Annotated in this window: 16 protein-coding genes; 8 read left to right on the top strand and 8 right to left on the bottom strand. The window is 46.1% G+C overall.

The genetic code is table 11. From position 1 onward, the window contains the following. Positions 1-3: 3 nt before the first annotated feature. Positions 4-861, bottom strand: a complete 858-nt coding sequence (locus AC6I8U_RS22355) for an SMP-30/gluconolactonase/LRE family protein (protein ID WP_252016392.1) — start codon at positions 859-861, stop codon at positions 4-6. Between the two features lie 203 nt (positions 862-1,064). Between AC6I8U_RS22355 and AC6I8U_RS22350 the strand changes: the two genes are divergently transcribed. The 3 genes from AC6I8U_RS22350 to AC6I8U_RS22340 all read left to right on the top strand — a co-directional run bounded on the left by AC6I8U_RS22350 (position 1,065) and on the right by AC6I8U_RS22340 (position 2,498). Beyond that, positions 1,065-1,604, top strand: coding sequence for an NUDIX domain-containing protein (locus AC6I8U_RS22350; RefSeq protein ID WP_498018584.1), 540 nt, complete (start codon positions 1,065-1,067; stop codon positions 1,602-1,604). 92 nt (positions 1,605-1,696) lie between these two features. After that, positions 1,697-2,035 carry a hypothetical protein gene (locus tag AC6I8U_RS22345; RefSeq protein ID WP_498018583.1) on the top strand — a complete coding sequence of 113 codons (339 nt, stop codon included), beginning with the start codon at positions 1,697-1,699 and terminating at the stop codon, positions 2,033-2,035. 154 nt (positions 2,036-2,189) lie between these two features. Then, positions 2,190-2,498, top strand: a complete 309-nt coding sequence (locus tag AC6I8U_RS22340; RefSeq protein ID WP_252016383.1) for a DUF6482 family protein — start codon at positions 2,190-2,192, stop codon at positions 2,496-2,498. Between the two features lie 56 nt (positions 2,499-2,554). Here AC6I8U_RS22340 and sigZ read toward each other — a convergent pair whose 3' ends face one another. Continuing rightward, positions 2,555-3,094 (bottom strand): RNA polymerase sigma factor SigZ, encoded by a 540-nt coding sequence (gene sigZ / locus AC6I8U_RS22335; protein WP_498018582.1) that lies wholly within the window; start codon positions 3,092-3,094, stop codon positions 2,555-2,557. A 41-nt stretch (positions 3,095-3,135) separates the two neighbouring features. Next, a complete protein-coding gene (gene rarD / locus AC6I8U_RS22330) occupies positions 3,136-4,059 on the bottom strand; it encodes an EamA family transporter RarD (protein WP_498018581.1) in 924 nt (307 codons plus the stop codon). A gap of 364 nt (positions 4,060-4,423) precedes the next feature. On the opposite strand from rarD, the gene AC6I8U_RS22325 reads away from it, so the two are divergent. Beyond that, positions 4,424-5,563: a BamA/TamA family outer membrane protein gene (locus AC6I8U_RS22325; RefSeq protein ID WP_498018580.1), complete on the top strand. Its 1,140-nt coding sequence runs from the start codon at positions 4,424-4,426 to the stop codon at positions 5,561-5,563. Positions 5,564-5,610: 47 nt separating this feature from the next. Here AC6I8U_RS22325 and AC6I8U_RS22320 read toward each other — a convergent pair whose 3' ends face one another. The 3 genes from AC6I8U_RS22320 to ohrR form a co-directional block, all read right to left on the bottom strand. Continuing rightward, a complete protein-coding gene (locus AC6I8U_RS22320) occupies positions 5,611-6,528 on the bottom strand; it encodes a DMT family transporter (RefSeq protein WP_498018579.1) in 918 nt (305 codons plus the stop codon). A gap of 194 nt (positions 6,529-6,722) precedes the next feature. Further along, positions 6,723-7,646, bottom strand: a complete 924-nt coding sequence (locus AC6I8U_RS22315; protein ID WP_234497340.1) for a LysR family transcriptional regulator — start codon at positions 7,644-7,646, stop codon at positions 6,723-6,725. Positions 7,647-7,649: 3 nt separating this feature from the next. Continuing rightward, positions 7,650-8,090: a transcriptional regulator OhrR gene (gene ohrR, locus AC6I8U_RS22310; RefSeq protein ID WP_498018578.1), complete on the bottom strand. Its 441-nt coding sequence runs from the start codon at positions 8,088-8,090 to the stop codon at positions 7,650-7,652. 118 nt (positions 8,091-8,208) lie between these two features. On the opposite strand from ohrR, the gene ohr reads away from it, so the two are divergent. The 3 genes from ohr (at position 8,209) to recQ (ending at position 12,185) form a co-directional block, all read left to right on the top strand. Beyond that, the gene (ohr, locus tag AC6I8U_RS22305) at positions 8,209-8,631 is read left to right on the top strand and encodes an organic hydroperoxide reductase Ohr (protein ID WP_498018577.1); all 423 of its coding nucleotides are present in this window, start codon (positions 8,209-8,211) and stop codon (positions 8,629-8,631) included. Between the two features lie 259 nt (positions 8,632-8,890). After that, positions 8,891-9,691, top strand: a complete 801-nt coding sequence (nagB, locus tag AC6I8U_RS22300; RefSeq protein WP_042470706.1) for a glucosamine-6-phosphate deaminase — start codon at positions 8,891-8,893, stop codon at positions 9,689-9,691. Positions 9,692-10,052: 361 nt separating this feature from the next. Continuing rightward, positions 10,053-12,185, top strand: coding sequence for a DNA helicase RecQ (gene recQ / locus AC6I8U_RS22295; RefSeq protein ID WP_498019632.1), 2,133 nt, complete (start codon positions 10,053-10,055; stop codon positions 12,183-12,185). A 300-nt stretch (positions 12,186-12,485) separates the two neighbouring features. Here recQ and AC6I8U_RS22290 read toward each other — a convergent pair whose 3' ends face one another. After that, the gene (locus tag AC6I8U_RS22290) at positions 12,486-14,672 is read right to left on the bottom strand and encodes a malate synthase G (RefSeq protein ID WP_498018576.1); all 2,187 of its coding nucleotides are present in this window, start codon (positions 14,670-14,672) and stop codon (positions 12,486-12,488) included. Positions 14,673-14,799: 127 nt separating this feature from the next. Further along, complete coding sequence (locus tag AC6I8U_RS22285) at positions 14,800-15,753, bottom strand: LysR family transcriptional regulator (RefSeq protein WP_498018575.1); 954 nt, start codon at positions 15,751-15,753, stop codon at positions 14,800-14,802. Positions 15,754-15,886: 133 nt separating this feature from the next. Between AC6I8U_RS22285 and AC6I8U_RS22280 the strand changes: the two genes are divergently transcribed. Then, positions 15,887-17,485 carry an isocitrate lyase gene (locus AC6I8U_RS22280; protein ID WP_498018574.1) on the top strand — a complete coding sequence of 533 codons (1,599 nt, stop codon included), beginning with the start codon at positions 15,887-15,889 and terminating at the stop codon, positions 17,483-17,485. Positions 17,486-17,577 lie beyond the last annotated feature (92 nt).

The following is a 17,577-nucleotide window of genomic DNA, read 5'->3' as shown; positions in this document are numbered from 1 at the left end:
TCATTAGGCGATCTTAACGCTGGATAACGGCTCTTTTAGCCCCTCTACAACGTCTTTAGCAATAACAAGTTTGCCTTTTTCGTTGCTGCCAGCAGCTGATGTGACAATCACATCACGCATATCTTTACCGCCAAAACCAACCATTGTTGGGTTTTCCGAAGGTACGTCAATCACCGCAAGGACTTCACCATTCGGCGCGATCTTAACCACAGATTGACCTGCGTACATCGCAACCCAATAGTTGCCATCGACATCAACACTCGCGCCATCAGGACGACCGTTATAGTCAGCCAGGTCGCAGTGAAGCTCCTGCTCGCCGTATTCGCCAGTCTCAGCATTGTATGCGTGCTTGTACACTTTGCTTGAGCCTGTATCTGACCAGTATAACCACTGACCATCCGGTGAGAATGCTAAACCATTACATGTCCATGCGAACATAGGTAACGCCTCAATCGTGCCATCTAGGTGAAGTTGCCAGAATTGTCCTTGGTCTCCTTCTTTCGCACCGTTACGTGTGCCGGCAACGAAACGTCCTCCTGGAGCACAACGTCCGTCGTTGTAGCGCATACGCGGGAACTCAGAAACAAGAGGGACTAGCGACGTTAATTCCGCATTCCAGTCGCTGAGATAATACATACCCGTTTTCATACCGAGCATAAAGCCCTGGTCGCCATGCATCGCAAAACAGCCAAGCATATCATCAAACTTACGCTTCTCGTTTACGCCATCTTTATGACGCCAAAGCTCTCCGTCATTGATGTTGACCCACATCCATGAGTCAGTGCGCCAATCCCAACGTGGGCATTCCGCTAAATCAAAATCAAGGTCGACGAACTTTTCAAACTGTAGAGACTGTGCCACGTTGATGTCCTTTTTTATTCATTAATATTGTTTGTTTACCCGCTATCCTCAGTCAATGATTCCCGCAGGCAGGTTTGTGCCCTGTTTTAACAAAATAGAGGCGTCGGTGCTAGGGTTATTTGTTATCAAAATCTATCTCTAAATAGCGCCAACATAAAAAGTTCGATAAGCTAGATTTCTGATTTTGTTAAGGTAAAGAAGTCATGACGATCAAAACCCTAAGCTCAAAAGTCGTTTATCAAAACCCATGGATGACCGTTCGAGAGGATGATATTCAGCGAGAAAGCGGTGCCAAAGGCATTTATGGCGTTGTCGATAAGCCTGATTGTGCGGTCATCATCGCGATCGAAGATGAGCGAGTTCATTTAGTAAATCAGTATCGTTATACCGTTTCCGAAAGCTACTGGGAATTGCCACAAGGAGCCTGGGAATCGAACCCTGATGCTGATCATCTAGAACTAGCTCGAGGCGAGTTGCAGGAAGAAACCGGTCTCATCGCTGATAAGATGACGTACGTTGGCAAACAGTTCATTGCCTATGGCTTTTTAAACCAAACCTGTCATATCTACCTCGCAACGCAACTCACCTTGCAAGATCGCAACCTTGATACTGAGGAAGAAGATCTTATCACTCAATCGTTTCCAATTACTGAATTCGAACAGATGCTGATTGCAGGAGATATACCAGACGTGGTGACAACGGCTGCTTGGGGTCTTGCAAAACTTAAAGGGCTCATCAAGTAACGAGCGATCTTGATCTCATTTTTTTCTTTTTAGCTCGACTTAACAAGATGCTGTCCCATCATACGCTCAGAACCGATGCGCAAGGAGGCAGCATGGACCAACTTACCCTTCAAGAAACGTTAATTTCTACGATAAGGCAACTAGAGGTCTACAAACCCAACATTCGATTAAGCGAAGAAGCTTATGACCTAGAGCTCGCGCTCAGCAAGCTCACCGAACAACTGTTTAGTTTGCAATCGCTAAGCTCATTGAAAGGCTCCATTGAAGATATTTCAGCCTCAATTGAGATGTTGAATACCTTGTCATCGAAAACAAAACATTCTCTCGAGCAAGGCATCGACATTGATGACCCAAGACTCATCATCAACGAATCCTTGCGGGTGAACTCTGAGCTTTCAAAACTCACAATGGGTGAAATGCACGCTTTGTAATAACACTTGGGCAGCTGAGATACTGTGCTGCCTATATTTTACATTGTAAATAATACATTCATCTTTATGTCGGCCGAGAACCATTCCCCCCACAATTTAAGTTGTTTTCCTTTTGTCGCCGTACAACTCGGTTACACATTGGAGGAAATGCGACATGAATACAAAACTCAGCACGCTTGAACAGTTCGCGAGATTCGACAAATTAGTCATTCATTCGTTAGAAATGTCGTTGTACCAAGCGTCGGTAATACTGGACGGAGAAGAACACTACGTCACTCATGATAACGGGTCACTGCTTCGAACGCACAACGTCGTCGATATGAGAAGGCTGTGTCAAAATTTAACCGCGACGGAAACGGTATTGAGACAGGATAGTGCTTACGACGAAATGGTTGGTAGCCCTATTCGAGCAGGAGAAAATACGCTCGAGGTACCGCTTGGAAGGTTTGATTCTGTCATCTAATTGACCAGCTAAAATGAAGTCGAACTGGCTGTTGGTGATATCACCCAAGTAGCTGACTAGCAGTTATTGCACTTCTTCGACTTGGGGTCATAGTCCATCACGTTACCCTGTGTATCGAACGAGAACTGACAACACTTCTCGTAGACGCCGCGTAGCTCGTGGCGACTTTTTTGGACTCTTGATTTAAGTGTTGAATAGCTTATACCAAGCTCTTCAGCGACCTCTTTCTGAGAGCGACCGTCTATATCAATCGACTTAATTAAGGCAGTGGCGCTCTCTGGCAGCGATTCCATCATTGGGAGCAGACATTCAGCGAGCTCACGACTCACTTGTTCCTCCTCTTCCTCCGTCCAAAATGTGTCTAAATCGACATCCTCTGTCGCGTTACCTTTACGGTAATGGTCTATCACACTTCGGTTGGCGATTTGGAACAGCCAAGACTTGATGCTCTCTGGGCTCTCAAGCTTGTCTATGTTCTTATAGGTTTTAATCAACACCTCTTGAAGCACATCATCAACATCGGCTTCGTTTGCGATCTTGCTACGCAAGAAACGACGCAGCCCGTTTTGATATTCCGACCATACCGCTTCTAACATTGCATGACTCCTATTATTAGAATGATGATTGACGATTAGCTTCATACAGCACCGTGTGATTTTGCTCTTTTTACGCCATCTAAAGCCAATATTAGCAGAGCGATCATGACCAATACATAGGTAGGCATGTCCGCGGCGTCAACTCGCTCACCAAGCAGTAACCCAACTCCAAACACCAATACTGGTTCAACATAACCAAGCAACCCAAAGATTGACATAGGTAGCGCTTGAGATGCATAGAGGAACAGCAGCATAGGTACAGAGCCTGCAATAGCTAATCCGAGATAATATACCCAACTGGTTAGCTCTATTTGCTGAATTTGTTCAACTGGAAGCAGATAGAATAAAGCACCAAACGCGATTGGTAATAAAAACGTGTTATCCAAAGCGAAACCAACATCACTCGGCACATTAAGAGTCTTACGGTGAATGAAATAGATTGGATAACCAAGAGCAATCAGCAAAACAATCCAAGACAGCCCCTCTGCCATCACATAAGCGTAGATAACCCCAATGGCAGCAACTAAACACGCGATCAGTTGAAGCGGAGACAACTTGTCACCGTAAACAAATTTGCCAACCACCACTAGTACCAAGGGAAGCGTAAAATAACCCAGAGCAACAGAGAGCGTCTCGCCATACAACGGCGCCCATACGAAAATCCAATATTGGGGACCGACAAGCAAAGCAGAAAACAGATATCGATGCCAGCGGCGCGTTTTTCTCAACTCTGACCACAAGCGCTGAATGCGCCCACTCACCGTTAAGAACACGATCACAATCAAAACGCTCCAAATGATTCGCTGTGCCGCAATCCAATTGCCCGCACCGCCGCCTGAACGGAAGGTTCCGACATCGGGTTGAAATTGAACATACAACGGCAATAGACCAAATAAACAGGAGGCAATTATAGAAGCAACGACACCTTTCGACGTTTCTGACAAATCTTGAAATCTGCGAACCATAGCTAACACACAACCATAATAGAGTGTGCGGACATTACCGCATTTAATCCCAATAAAATACTGTTTTGTTCGCAAATTTATCGAACAAAACGTTAGCCCTTCTCTAGTGTATAAAACTAACCACTATTCATCATAGAAATTGCGTTTTAATTGAGCCCGGCTGTCAAAAAACTCTCGCCCCACTAGAGCAAAAAACCTAATAATCAAATAGAACCTATTCGATAAACAATTGGATGAAGCCGCAACTTTCAAAACAAGTACAGTTAGCCGCTCAAAAAATTACATTAACGTCGTTAAAATGCCGATATAATTGGACAAATTGCATGGAGCACCTATAAACACACCTTAAGCGACACATTGAACTATGAACTTAAATAATAGATCGATACGGCTATCTCTAATAACCAGTGCTTTAGTCGGCGGCTCCTTTTCTCATGCAGGCATGATGGATAATTTCATCGATCCACAAGATGGGCGGCTCGACGGTAGTCAGTTCATTCTCGACAACGCCGTTGGTTTTCTCCCTGTTCCATTGACGGTTACTGACCCAGCGGTTGGTGTTGGTGGCGGCGCGGCATTGTTGTTTTTCCACGAATCTGAAGAGCGCAAGCAGAAGCGATTAGCTGGGGAGGAAGTTAAAGATATTCCTGCAAGTACATCTGGTTTAATGGCGTTAGGCACCAATAACGGCAGTCATTTATACGGTGGCTTCCATTCAGGAAACTGGATGAATGATCGCATTCGCTATCTCGGCGGCCTATTCGGTGCCAAATTCAATCTCAAGTTCTATCCTGTGGCAGAATCAGCGCCAATGGACCTGAGTTTAGAGGGCTTATACTTCTTTCAAGAATTAGACGTAAGACTCGGTTATTCCAACTTTTTTGTTGGTGGTTCATACAGCTATATGTCATCAAAACCAACACTTGATGGCTTTAGTCACGCAGATTGGGCGCCGAAAGATGGAAAACTGGGTTGGCGTTTTATGTACGACAGTCGCAACAACCAGTTCTCACCGAGCGAAGGCACGAAAGCAGGTGTAAAAGTGGACTATCACAACAAAGCATTTGGTGGTCAGTTTAACTACCAGAAGTATAACGCCTACATGCAGAACTACTCTCGCCTATCCGATAAGTGGGGGCTAGGTTTGCGAGCTGATTTCAAGTCTATCTCTGAGAATGTCGATCCGAGAGCATCGGTCTACGCGACACCTTTTATTGAAATGAGAGGCATCGCGGCGATGCGTTATCGTGCCGAAAATACCGCCCTTGGCGAAGTCGAACTCAGCTACGACATTGATGACCGATGGACAGTACTTGGCTTTGTTGGTGCGGGCACCGCCTATAATCATGACGAGAGCATTGCCAAAAGTCAGGTACATTACACCCGGGGCGGCGGTTTCCGTTATCTTATCGCAAGGCAGTTAGGGCTTCGCGTCGGTGTTGATGTTGCGAAAGGTCCGGAAGAATGGACGACCTATATCCAATTTGGTAGTGCTTGGCGCTAGGCAATACGTTGAATGATGCCGCAGCAAAGCGGCATCTTCGGCGGGTATCATGACGATTTTTTCATACTGTACACAGAAAAAGTCACCAGACACAGCCCAATGAAATGGTACAAAGTAAAGGCTTCTGAGAGTATCGCTACTGCCATGACTGCGGTCACACCAGGTCCGATATTTGACGTAATACTCAATTCTGTTGGCGACAATCTCGCCATTGCAGCTGCGACAAAATAAGAAGGAAGAACAGTACAAAAAACGCCTAGCAATACGCCGAGTACAATAAGCTCAAAAGACCATTGACTCATCTCAGCCGAAGATAGGGACAAGTGGGTAATAATCGCAATGCCAGCGCTTCCCATTCCAATACTCGTGAACAGGTCACTACCCATCTTTCTGATAATACTTTTGCTCAGCATCAAGTAGACCGCAAAGACAAACGCTGAGCCCACCGCCAAGGCACTTCCTTTCCAAATTTCCTCACCTAGAGATTGAACATCATGAAACAGTATTGCCGCGATACCCAAATAGCCAAGACCGACGGCGCGCAGCACATTCCCAGTTGGCTTCTGCCCTAGAAACATCCAGCTTAATATCACAACAATGCTTGGGAAAAGAAAAATCAATAGACGCTCTAGCTGAGCGCTTATATATTCAAGCGCCGCAATATCGAGATAGCTCGCCACATAGTATCCCATCACTCCTACCAAAGCCGCTTGCCAACCAAACTGCGTAACCTGAGTTCGACGTTCCGGCTTTTTGCACAACATAAGAAGAATCAGGGCATAAAATGGGAGGGAGCTTAATGCACGAAGCGACATGATCGCCGTTGCATCACCACCATATTGATAAGCAACCTTGACGAAAATAGGTTTAATCGAAAAAAGCGCAGTTCCGATCAGAGCATAGATAAGCCCTTGCACTTGCTTCTGTCTGTTGGATTTTGGTTCTACTGATGTCGCTTGATTCATTCTTGTTCCCTTTTAATGGTGGCGACGAGAATGAATGTATGAGGTGGCTACAATCAACTCGTAGCCAGGCGCAAATAATCCTACCGAGCTAGAGGCATAATAAGAGAGAGCCAGAGGTAGGAGTGTGAAAAGTGCATTGAAAATCCTTTGTGATGAAAATTCAGGCTACAAGAACTTAGTCCCATATGCAACCACTATGGAGAAACCTCAAGCTCACGAAGGTATGTACACAGCCATTGAACCGCAGGGTCATTAATACTTGCTCGGTTCCAAACAACGCTATATGCGACTTTACCATACTCAAAAGGTAACGTTTTAACGGTCAGTCCTTTCGCTTGACGAGCAACATCGGCCCAATGCTTAGAGCAAGTAAAAAGCAGCTCTGACTGATGGCACATTACCGCCGCGGCACCAAAATCAGGCACGACTATTTTCACTTCTCGTGTGCCATGTTGTTGTCTTAGTGTCTGCTCAAAATAAGGGCGGCTCAGCTCAGATTCCGCAATACCGATATGCTGACTATTAAGGTAATGCTCGACGGTCAGTTCTACATCAGCCAAAGGGTGTTCCGGAGACATTAGACACACGAGCTCATCCTGCAGTACTACTTCCCAAACCAACTCCTTGGTATTGGTTGGTGGCTGGCTAACATCATGCGGCAATATAATGAAATCGACCTGACCACTGTGCAGGGCACCAAAGCCAAACTTTGCCTTGGTCATAATGTTGAGCTTGGCTTTCGGGATGTAATCAGTAGAGAGTTTCGCGAGCGAGTGTGCAAATAGTTCGAACGTACTTTCGCGCATTGATAAACTAAAACGCCCCTCAAACGCACTAGGCTCAAAGCGAGCTTGGTTAAGTAATCCATTCATGCTGGCCAGCATCGAATGGATAAGCGGCGCTATCTCTACGGCATAAGGTGTCGGGGTTAATGACGTACCATCGCGGAAAAATAGCTCATCATCTAGAATTTCACGAAGCTGAGTAATAGTTTTACTCACACTTGAGGGAGTCACAGATAACTGTTCGGCTGCTTTAGTTACATTGCATGTATCCAACATCACGTGGAGTGCTAGCAGATGCTTAAACCCAACCCGTGTAAGTCCTTCGATATCCATTTTTTAATCCATTAAATTATTGGTCAAGCGCTCACAAATACGCTTTAGCATTGTGGCTTCTTCCTCTGATAGTTTCGCCTTGCATGCTATGGCTCCAGGAATCGACATCGCTTTTTCACGAACCGCGTTGCCCTCTTCGGTAACAAAGATCATTCGAGCGCGTTCGTCGGTTTCGCTACGTTTTCTTTCCACCAACCCTTTTTGCTCCAAACGTTTTAGCAAAGGGGTTAGCGTACCAGAGTCTAACTTCAACTCTGCGCCAATGTCTTTAACGTTCATCGGTGCTTTTTTCCAAAGCACGAGCATCGTCATATATTGTAGATAAGTAAGATCAACTCGTTCCAGAATTGGGCGGTAGGCACGTGTCAGCGCATTACTCGCGCTGTAAAGAGCAAAACAGACCTGTTTATCCAAATCGAGTGCTTCAGAGCTTTCTAGATCCATAACCAGTCATCTTTTCAATTAAGTTGTGCACAATATACTTGCAATCCGTTCGTTTTGACAATATAGTTTGTGCACAACCTAATTTCACACAATTAAAAACTTGAGAAAGGAATACATCATGTCAGCACTCTATACTACTTCTGCCACCGCTCTTGCGGGTCGTAACGGTCAGGTTTCTACCGACGATGGTCTACTTGATCTTGCTCTCTCTTATCCAAAAGAGCTGGGCGGGACTGGCGCTGCAACTAACCCAGAGCAATTATTCGCAGCTGGATATTCGGCGTGTTTTTCTAATGCGATCTTGCACGTTGCTCAACAACAAAAGATTGCTGTGAAACAGGCTCCTACAAAAGCGACAGTAGCTCTGAAGCCTAATCAAGAAGGTGGGTTCGTATTGGACGTAGCACTGGATGTGACTCTTGCTCTAGAAGACAGCGCAGCAGTTGAACTCGTCCGTGTTGCTCACCAAGTATGCCCATACTCAAATGCGCTTCGCGGCAATGTTGATGTCGCAGTCACAGCGAATGGGCAAGCAATCTAAGTCTTACTCCAAGGGCAGCACCTCTCCTGCCTTTGTCCTCTCTAGCTTTAATCAACAAAGTCACTTTATTCTCCTTCAAAATTTTGACGATTAAAGAAGTCCATTTCGTTTACATTTCCGCAGCAAATCCACTAAAAGGCGATCGTGTTCAAGAAAAATCGCAAAATTCACAGAAAAGTAATAGCCGTGTCGAAAAGCTTTTTTTATAATGCGAATTAATGTTTCAGAACAAACTAAATTCTTTTATTAGGGGATCAACATGAGACTTATTCCATTACAGAACGCAGAACAAGTAGGTAAGTGGGCTGCACGCCATATCGTTGAGCGTATCAATGCTTTCCAACCAACAGCGGAAAAACCATTTGTGTTGGGTCTGCCTACTGGTGGAACACCTCTATCAACGTACAAAGCGCTGATTGAAATGCACAAGGCTGGTGAAGTTAGCTTCAAGCACGTTGTTACGTTCAACATGGACGAGTACGTTGGTATTGACCCTGAGCACCCAGAATCATACCGCTCTTTCATGTACGATAACTTCTTCAACCACGTTGATGTACAAGAGGAGAACATCAACCTTCTTGATGGTCTAGCCGACGATATCGATGCTCACTGTGCAGCTTACGAAGAAAAAATCCGTTCATATGGCAAGATCAACCTGTTCATGGGCGGTATCGGTATCGACGGTCACATCGCATTCAACGAACCTGGTTCATCTCTAAACTCTCGTACCCGTATCAAAACGCTGACGACTGAGACTCGCATTGCAAACTCTCGCTTCTTCGACAACGACATCAACCAAGTGCCTAAGTATGCCCTGACTATTGGTGTTGCAACTCTTCTAGATGCTGAAGAAGTGATGATCCTTACTATGGGTCACAACAAAGCTCAAGCTCTGCAAATGGCCGTAGAAGGCTGCGTAAACCATATGTGGACAGTAACAGCGCTACAAATGCACCCTAAAGCAATCATTGTTGCTGACGATGCAGCTCAACAAGAGCTTAAAGTTAAAACGGTTCGTTACTTCAACGAACTTGAAGTTGAGAACATCAAAGGCCTATAAGCCCTGTTCTCTCTCACATCAACTAGTCTTTTGATGATGTGTACACGTTTAGAGTAAAGCAGTGGAACTTTTTCACTGCCTTGTGTCTAAAAAATTGTTACCTGGTTTTACTGTGGTAACAAAGGCGATGGAAAATGCAAAATTATCCAAAGCTCCGTATAAGTCGGGCTTATATGCCAAGCTAAGCCCGACTTCCCCTTTTGTTCTAACCCCTCTCTCGCAAGTCGTACAACTCCGTTTGCACAAAATAGCGTTTCCACTGCGAGTACAAGCACAAACCTCAACCACCCTCTTGAAAAGCAAAGCACCTCCTGACAGACTCATGGTTCATTCTCGACCTGATACCGACTCCAATTTACTTATGACCCCTAACGAACTGCTCAAGTCCTTATTTGGCTATGATGATTTTCGACACCAGCAATCCGACATCATCGATTCTCTTATGGCTGGCAAAGATGTATTAACCTTGATGCCAACAGGTGGTGGTAAGTCAATTTGTTACCAGATCCCAGCAATCCTTCGTCAGGGTGTTGGTGTGGTGGTGTCTCCGCTTATTGCTTTAATGCAAGATCAAGTTGAAGCCCTGCATCAAGTTGGTGTAAACGCCGCGTACTTAAATTCAACACTCAGCTCTTATGATCAGCAAGTGGTCGAGCAACAGGTGCTAACCGGTGAAGTACAAATCTTATATGTGGCTCCAGAGCGTCTTTTATTGGAGCGAACGCTGCGCTTACTCGAGCAGTCCAATTTATCTCTTTTTGCGATTGATGAAGCGCACTGTGTGAGCCAATGGGGTCATGATTTTCGCCCGGAGTATCAAAAGCTCAGCGTTCTTAAGCAGCGATTTCCATCCATACCAAGAATTGCGCTGACGGCAACAGCTGATCTTAAGACTCGAGAAGAGATCATCGCGCAGCTAGCACTTGAACAAGCTGACGTTTATGTTCATAGCTTCGACAGACCAAATATTCAGTATCATGTGTCCGATTCAGGCAACGCAAAAAAAGAGCTTTGGAGCTTTATTAGCACTCACCATCCCGATGATGCAGGGATTGTCTATTGTCTATCTCGTAAAAAGGTCGAAGAAACTGCTCAGTGGCTTACTGATATGGGTAAAGTCGCGCTACCCTACCATGCTGGCCTATCAAGTGAGCAAAGAGCTAGCCACCAGCGCCGCTTTTTGAGCGAGGATGGCATCATTGTAGTTGCCACTATCGCGTTTGGTATGGGTATAGATAAACCTGACGTTCGATTTGTCGCGCATCTCAGTTTACCTAAAAGCATTGAGGCGTATTATCAAGAAACGGGCCGTGCAGGGCGTGATGGAATGCCAGCCAACGCATGGATGACCTTTGGTATGCAAGACATGGTGCTGCAAAGACAAATGGTTCAAAACTCAGATGCCGCCGAACAATATAAGCGTGTATCACTTCAGAAGCTCAACCGCCTCTTAGGCTACTGCGACCTCGCCACCTGCCGACGCCAATCTCTACTCGCTTATTTTGGAGAGACGCTTGCAGAGCCTTGCGGCAATTGCGACAACTGTCTTAACCCTCCAGAAACTTGGGATGGCTTACAAGCAACGCAAAAAGCCCTATCCACTGTCTATCGAACGGGACAACGATTTGGCGTGAGTTATTTGGTGAACATACTGCTAGGTAAAACTGACGCTCGCATCACGCAAAATCAACACCATACCCTATCGACATTTGGTATTGGCACTGAGTTATCCGCGAAAGAGTGGCAAGGTGTATTCAGGCAATTGCTGGCGATGAACTTGCTTGAAGCGCACGGCGAACATGGCAGCCTGCAACTTACCGAGACTTGCCGGCCTTATCTTAAAGGGCAGCACCCAATTGAACTAAGAAAGATTCGTGTTTCGAAGCAGTCAACAACTAAAGGCGCTAAAAAGAGAAGCAAGGGCTCACTATTGACCTCGGATATGCCTCAATTCGAGCGACTTCGTGAAGTTCGATCTGAGCTTGCCAAACAACAATCGGTTCCAGCTTACGTAATCTGTCAAGACGTCACGCTAGAAGCACTCGCCACCGAGCGTCCTACCCACTTGGACCAACTGGCAACCATACCGGGATTGGGTGAAGCAAAGATTGAAAAATATGGTGAAGCATTCATTGCAGTAATTGAACCGAAATCATTGGCAGAGAAAACTCTCTCAGAGACTGAGTTAGAATCGCTATCACTATTGAACCAAGGCCTTACCGTTCAAGATATCGCTAATGCTCGCGGGCTAAAAGCAACCACGGTCCAAACCCACTTAGCGAGTGCCATTGAACTGAATGTTTGTGAACTATCAAATGTCGTCGCTTTATCCAGCGAAGAAATAGAAGGCATTAACCAGCAGATCATCGCGTTGAACACTATTGAAGACGGAGCCCTCAAGCCTCTCTATGAACACTTCGAACAACGCTACGACTACGGAACATTGAAATGCGTGGTAGCAAAGATGCTCGCAAATTCAAATGCAGTTGCTTAATAAAAGTGCAAAATCAGATTTCATCTATGACGTTCGCTTTACCCCTTTAGTCTAATGTTGTTATCAGCGGTGTGAATATAAGATCACTTTCGTTGCCCTACATGTGTAGCCAACGATCCTTAAGATTTTTGTGTTGGGAGACTCAGCCCTCCCGAGTTTACTATTACTATCTTTTTTGACGCCAAGACCTATTGTCTTGGCGTTTTTTTATCTGTAGATCTTTGCTTACCTCTTACATCAGAGCAAAAAAAACCGCGCTCGAAAGCGCGGTGTTACCTTGGGCTTGGTAATTACAGTGTTTTATCTTTGTTGTGATTTTAATTTGAGTCGCATTGCGTGCAATACGGGCTCGGTATAGCCATTGGGCTGTGCGCAGCCTTCGAACACCAACTGACACGCGGCAGAGAACGCAATGCTGCTGTCAAAGTTGGGGGCCATATTGTTGTAATTTGGGTCGTCGGCATTTTGTTGGTCAACAACTTGTGCCATACGCTGCATGGTTTTCATCACTTGAGATTCAGTGCAAATACCATGACGTAACCAGTTGGCAATATGCTGGCTTGAAATACGTAGCGTAGCGCGATCTTCCATCAGACCAACATCATTAATATCTGGCACTTTGGAACAGCCAACACCTTGGTCAATCCAGCGTACTACATAGCCGAGAATGCCTTGCGCGTTGTTGTCTAACTCGCTCTGAATTTGTTCTGCTGTCAGCTTTTGCGAGCCTAATAGTGGAATCGTCAAGATATCATCCACACTCGCCATCACGCGCTCACGAAGCTCTTTTTGACGGCTTGGTACGCTCACTTGATGGTAGTGAAGCGCATGCAACGTCGCTGCAGTCGGTGACGGTACCCATGCAGTATTGGCACCTGATTGTGGGTGACCAATCTTAGCATCCATCATTTTTGCCATGTTATCTGGCTCCGGCCACATACCTTTACCGATTTGCGCTTTGCCTTGTAGACCGCACGCTAAACCGAGATCCACGTTTTGATCTTCGTAAGCACCAATCCAAGTCATGGTTTTCAACTGCGCTTTCGGGGCAAATGCGCCCGCTTCCATACTGGTGTGGATCTCATCACCCGTTCTATCCAAGAAGCCTGTATTGATGAATACGACACGCTCTTTCGCAGCATGAATACACGCTTTAAGGTTAACCGAGGTGCGACGCTCTTCATCCATAATGCCGACTTTGATGGTATTTCGTTCCAGACCAAGCGCATCTTCCACTCGAGTAAATAGCTCGTTGGTAAACGCCACTTCTTCAGGGCCGTGCATCTTAGGTTTAACGATATTGATGCTGCCTGATGTCGAGTTTTGATACTGGCTATTACCTTTGAGATCATGGATAGCTATCAGCGAAGTGATCATGGCATCCATAATACCTTCAGGCACTTCACGCCCTGCACTATCAAGGATCGCTGGGTTCGTCATCAAGTGGCCGACGTTGCGAATAAACAACATACTACGGCCTTTAAGATGGATCTCTCCGCCCGTCACGCTGGTATATTGACGATCTGGATTTAGACTTCGAACAATGGTTTTGCCATTCTTTTCTAGGCTCTCTTGCAGGTCGCCCTTCATCAGTCCTAACCAGTTACGATAGGCCAGTGCTTTATCCTCTCCATCTACCGCTGCAACCGAGTCTTCACAATCCATAATGGTGGTAAGCGCTGCTTCAACAACCACATCTTTGATGCCCGCTACATCTACACGACCGATAGGTGTGTTCGGGTCGATTTGAATTTCGATATGAAGGTTATTGTGTTTAAGAAGAATGCATGACGGTGAACTCGCCTCTCCCTGATAGCCGATAAACTGCGTGCTATCCATCAAGGTCACTTCCTCACCATTGGTAAGGGTGGCAGTAAGGGTGTTACCGACACTAACATTGCTGATGCTGTACTGAGCAACTTCTCGGTGTGATACGCCGTTGAGTGGCGCTGCTGAGTCAAGAAACTCACGAGCATAAGCAACCACTTTTTCACCACGTACTGGGTTAAAGCTACCACCACGCTCCGCACCGTCTTCTTCGCCAATCACATCCGTGCCGTACAACGCATCATACAAGCTACCCCAACGCGCATTCGCTGCGTTAAGTGCAAAACGGGCATTCATAATAGGTACCACCAGCTGTGGACCTGCTTGTGTCGCAATTTCTGGTTCTACGTTTTCTGTGGTGATTTCAAAATCTTCAACTTCAGGGACTAGGTAACCAATCTGCTGTAGGAAAGTTTTGTACTCAGTCGGGTCAATGGCCTGTCCCGCACGCTCTTGATGCCAAACATCAATTTGATGTTGTAGGTCGTCACGCTTGACGAGCAGCGCGCGATTTTTTGGTGCTAGGTCAGATAAGATCGACTCGAACGATTGCCAAAATGCGTCGGCTTCAATGCCAGTACCGGGAATGATTTGCTCATTAACCAAATTGTAGAGGGTGCTATCAATGTTCAAGCTTCCCTGTTGAATACGATTGCTCATAAAATTTCTCTCGAATTAGTCGATGACCACTACTTAAAAATCTACGTAACTGAGGAGAATTTGACTAATTTATGCCACTTATAGTTAACATTCATAGAAAAAATACCCCTATAATTGACCTTCTCTGTTACTCCGTTACGCCACTTTCTAGCTCATTAGCGACGCTTTTTATTAGGCGGCGCATCCATTGGTGATCGGGATTACTTTGCAAGAGTGGACTCCATGCCATCTTGACTTCAAACGGCTCAATCGCAAATGGTGCAGGTTTGATAAGCAACTTGGGATTGTTGCGTTGTGATTGGGCTGCCTTGCTCGGAATCGTCAAAATCAGATTCTTCTGCTGAGCAAAAAGGATGGCGGAGAGGTAGTGGCGGGTGAACACAGTGATATTACGCGTTTTGCCTATCTTCATTAACGCCTCATCAATCCAGCCTAGCTTCTGAGCTTGACTTGGGTTGACGCCGTGCCCAGTGCCCATGCCGGTTTTACTTACCCAGATATGCTGCGCTTTCAGATATGAGAACAGATCAAAGTTATCGGCGATGGGGTTGTCACGGCTGAATAGACAAGAAAAGCCATCGTGCCACAGGCTCATTTGGTGGAAGGACTGAGGGATATCATCAAAGCGGTTGATGACGATATCGACCGTCCCCTGCTCGACATCCTGATAGCTCACATCACTCGGTGTCATGATGTCCAAACGTATCTTGGGAGCAATTTCGCTCAGTTTTTCCAATAGCGGTTGAATAATCGTGGACTCGGCATAGTCACTGGCCATGATGCGAAACACGCGCTCGCTATCCTCAGCATGAAACTCGGTCGTGGTTTGCACCGTCTTTTCCACATTGGCAAGGATATTTCGGATCTGCGGCTGAAGCTTTTGCGCTCGCTCGGTTGGGATCATCCCCTCGCTGGTTCGCACCAACAGCGGATCTTCAAACAAATCGCGCAAGCGACGCAATCCATTACTCATCGCCGGCTGGGTAATCCCTAACTGATTCGCCGCGCGGGTCACGTTACGCTCGCGCAGCAGCATGTCTAAATACACAAGCAAATTAAGGTCAATACGAGCAATATTCATAATAAAAATACCGAGTATAACAACTATAAATTAACAAAATTATCACACGAGAGGCTAGGATTTGTCCATAACAACAAGTTAATACTACAGGCCACTGGCCACCCTATATCCAACGTGAAACTAAGGAATAGTTATGTCGCAAATTAATCAAGATATCGAAATGATCGAAGTTGCAAAACGCGCTGCAGGTACGCCATGGGATGCCATTGATGCTGAGTCTGCTGCTCGCATGCGAGCTCAAAACAAATTCAAAACTGGCCTAGATATCGCGCAATACACGGCGGATATTATGCGTGCTGACATGGAAGCGTACGACGCAGACAAGTCTCAGTACACTCAGTCTCTGGGTTGCTGGCACGGTTTCATTGGCCAACAAAAGATGATTTCCATTAAGAAGCACTTTGGTGGCAAGACAGACAAACGCTACCTGTATCTATCAGGTTGGATGGTTGCGGCGCTGCGCTCTGATTTCGGTCCACTTCCAGACCAGTCAATGCATGAGAAGACCTCTGTTCCAGCCCTTATCGAAGAGCTCTACACTTTCCTTCGTCAAGCGGATGCACGTGAACTAGGCGGTCTGTTCCGTGAACTAGACGCAGCACGTGAAGCAGGCGATGTGGCACTTCAAGACCAAATTCAAGACAAGATCGACAACCATCAAACTCACGTTGTGCCAATCGTTGCCGATATCGATGCTGGTTTTGGTAACGCAGAAGCAACTTACCTACTGGCTAAGAAAATGATTGAAGCGGGTGCTTGTTGTCTACAGATTGAAAACCAAGTAGCCGATGAGAAACAATGTGGTCACCAAGACGGTAAAGTAACCGTACCTCACGCTGACTTCCACGCGAAACTACGCGCACTGCGTTATGCATTCCTTGAGCTTGGCATCGACAACGGTATCATCGTTGCGCGTACTGACTCACAAGGCGCTGGCCTAACCAAAGAAATTGCGGTAGTGAAAGAGCCTGGCGACCAAGGCGATATCTACAACTCTTACCTAGATGTTGAAGAGATCGATGTAGCGGACATGAAGCAAGGCGACGTTTGCTTTAACCGTGACGGCAAGCTAGTACGTCCGAAGCGTCTACCTTCTGGCCTATATCAGTTCCGCTCAGGTACCGGTGAAGACCGCTGTGTATTTGACTGTATCGAAGCTATAAACGCAGGTGCAGACCTACTGTGGATTGAAACTGAGAAGCCACACATCGGTCAAATCAAAGAGATGATGGACGGCGTACGTGCAGTACACCCGAACGCGAAGCTGGTTTACAACAACTCGCCTTCATTTAACTGGACGCTAAACTTCCGCCAACAAGCGTACGACGCAATGGTAGAAGCCGGTGAAGATGTATCAGCATACGACCGCGCAAACCTAATGAGCGCTGAATATGACGAAACTGAACTATCAAAACGCGCTGACGACAAAATCCGTACGTTCCAAGCAGACGCATCTCGTGAAGCAGGTATCTTCCACCACCTAATCACACTACCAACGTACCACACTGCTGCGCTATCAACAGATAACCTAGCGAAAGAGTACTTCGGTGATGAAGGCATGCTTGGCTACGTTAAGAACGTTCAGCGTCAAGAAATCCGTCAAGGTATCGCGTGTGTTAAACACCAAAACATGTCTGGCTCAGATATCGGTGATGATCATAAAGAGTACTTTGCGGGTGAGAACGCGCTGAAAGCGGCGGGTGAGTTGAATACTTCGCATCAGTTTGACTAAGAGCTTTACCCCTCCTAGCCTCCCGGCTTCAAGGGGAGGAACAAACAGAGACGTTATGATAGTAACGAGCCGAAGTTCTCCCCCTATATAGG

Source organism: Vibrio sp. KUL80, assembly GCF_059725495.1.
This window is presented reverse-complemented; position numbering and strand designations above follow the sequence as displayed.

Bases quoted from the DNA above. Each gene is read 5' to 3' on its own strand.
- AC6I8U_RS22350 (WP_498018584.1), top strand. From the start codon at position 1,065: ATGACGATCAAAACCCTAAGCTCAAAAGTCGTTTATCAAAACCCATGG.
- AC6I8U_RS22345 (WP_498018583.1), top strand. From the start codon at position 1,697: ATGGACCAACTTACCCTTCAAGAAACGTTAATTTCTACGATAAGGCAA.
- AC6I8U_RS22340 (WP_252016383.1), top strand. From the start codon at position 2,190: ATGAATACAAAACTCAGCACGCTTGAACAGTTCGCGAGATTCGACAAA.
- sigZ (WP_498018582.1), bottom strand. From the start codon at position 3,094: ATGTTAGAAGCGGTATGGTCGGAATATCAAAACGGGCTGCGTCGTTTC.
- rarD (WP_498018581.1), bottom strand. From the start codon at position 4,059: ATGGTTCGCAGATTTCAAGATTTGTCAGAAACGTCGAAAGGTGTCGTT.
- AC6I8U_RS22325 (WP_498018580.1), top strand. From the start codon at position 4,424: ATGAACTTAAATAATAGATCGATACGGCTATCTCTAATAACCAGTGCT.
- AC6I8U_RS22320 (WP_498018579.1), bottom strand. From the start codon at position 6,528: ATGAATCAAGCGACATCAGTAGAACCAAAATCCAACAGACAGAAGCAA.
- AC6I8U_RS22315 (WP_234497340.1), bottom strand. From the start codon at position 7,646: ATGGATATCGAAGGACTTACACGGGTTGGGTTTAAGCATCTGCTAGCA.
- ohrR (WP_498018578.1), bottom strand. From the start codon at position 8,090: ATGGATCTAGAAAGCTCTGAAGCACTCGATTTGGATAAACAGGTCTGT.
- ohr (WP_498018577.1), top strand. From the start codon at position 8,209: ATGTCAGCACTCTATACTACTTCTGCCACCGCTCTTGCGGGTCGTAAC.
- nagB (WP_042470706.1), top strand. From the start codon at position 8,891: ATGAGACTTATTCCATTACAGAACGCAGAACAAGTAGGTAAGTGGGCT.
- recQ (WP_498019632.1), top strand. From the start codon at position 10,053: ATGACCCCTAACGAACTGCTCAAGTCCTTATTTGGCTATGATGATTTT.
- AC6I8U_RS22290 (WP_498018576.1), bottom strand. From the start codon at position 14,672: ATGAGCAATCGTATTCAACAGGGAAGCTTGAACATTGATAGCACCCTC.
- AC6I8U_RS22285 (WP_498018575.1), bottom strand. From the start codon at position 15,753: ATGAATATTGCTCGTATTGACCTTAATTTGCTTGTGTATTTAGACATG.
- AC6I8U_RS22280 (WP_498018574.1), top strand. From the start codon at position 15,887: ATGTCGCAAATTAATCAAGATATCGAAATGATCGAAGTTGCAAAACGC.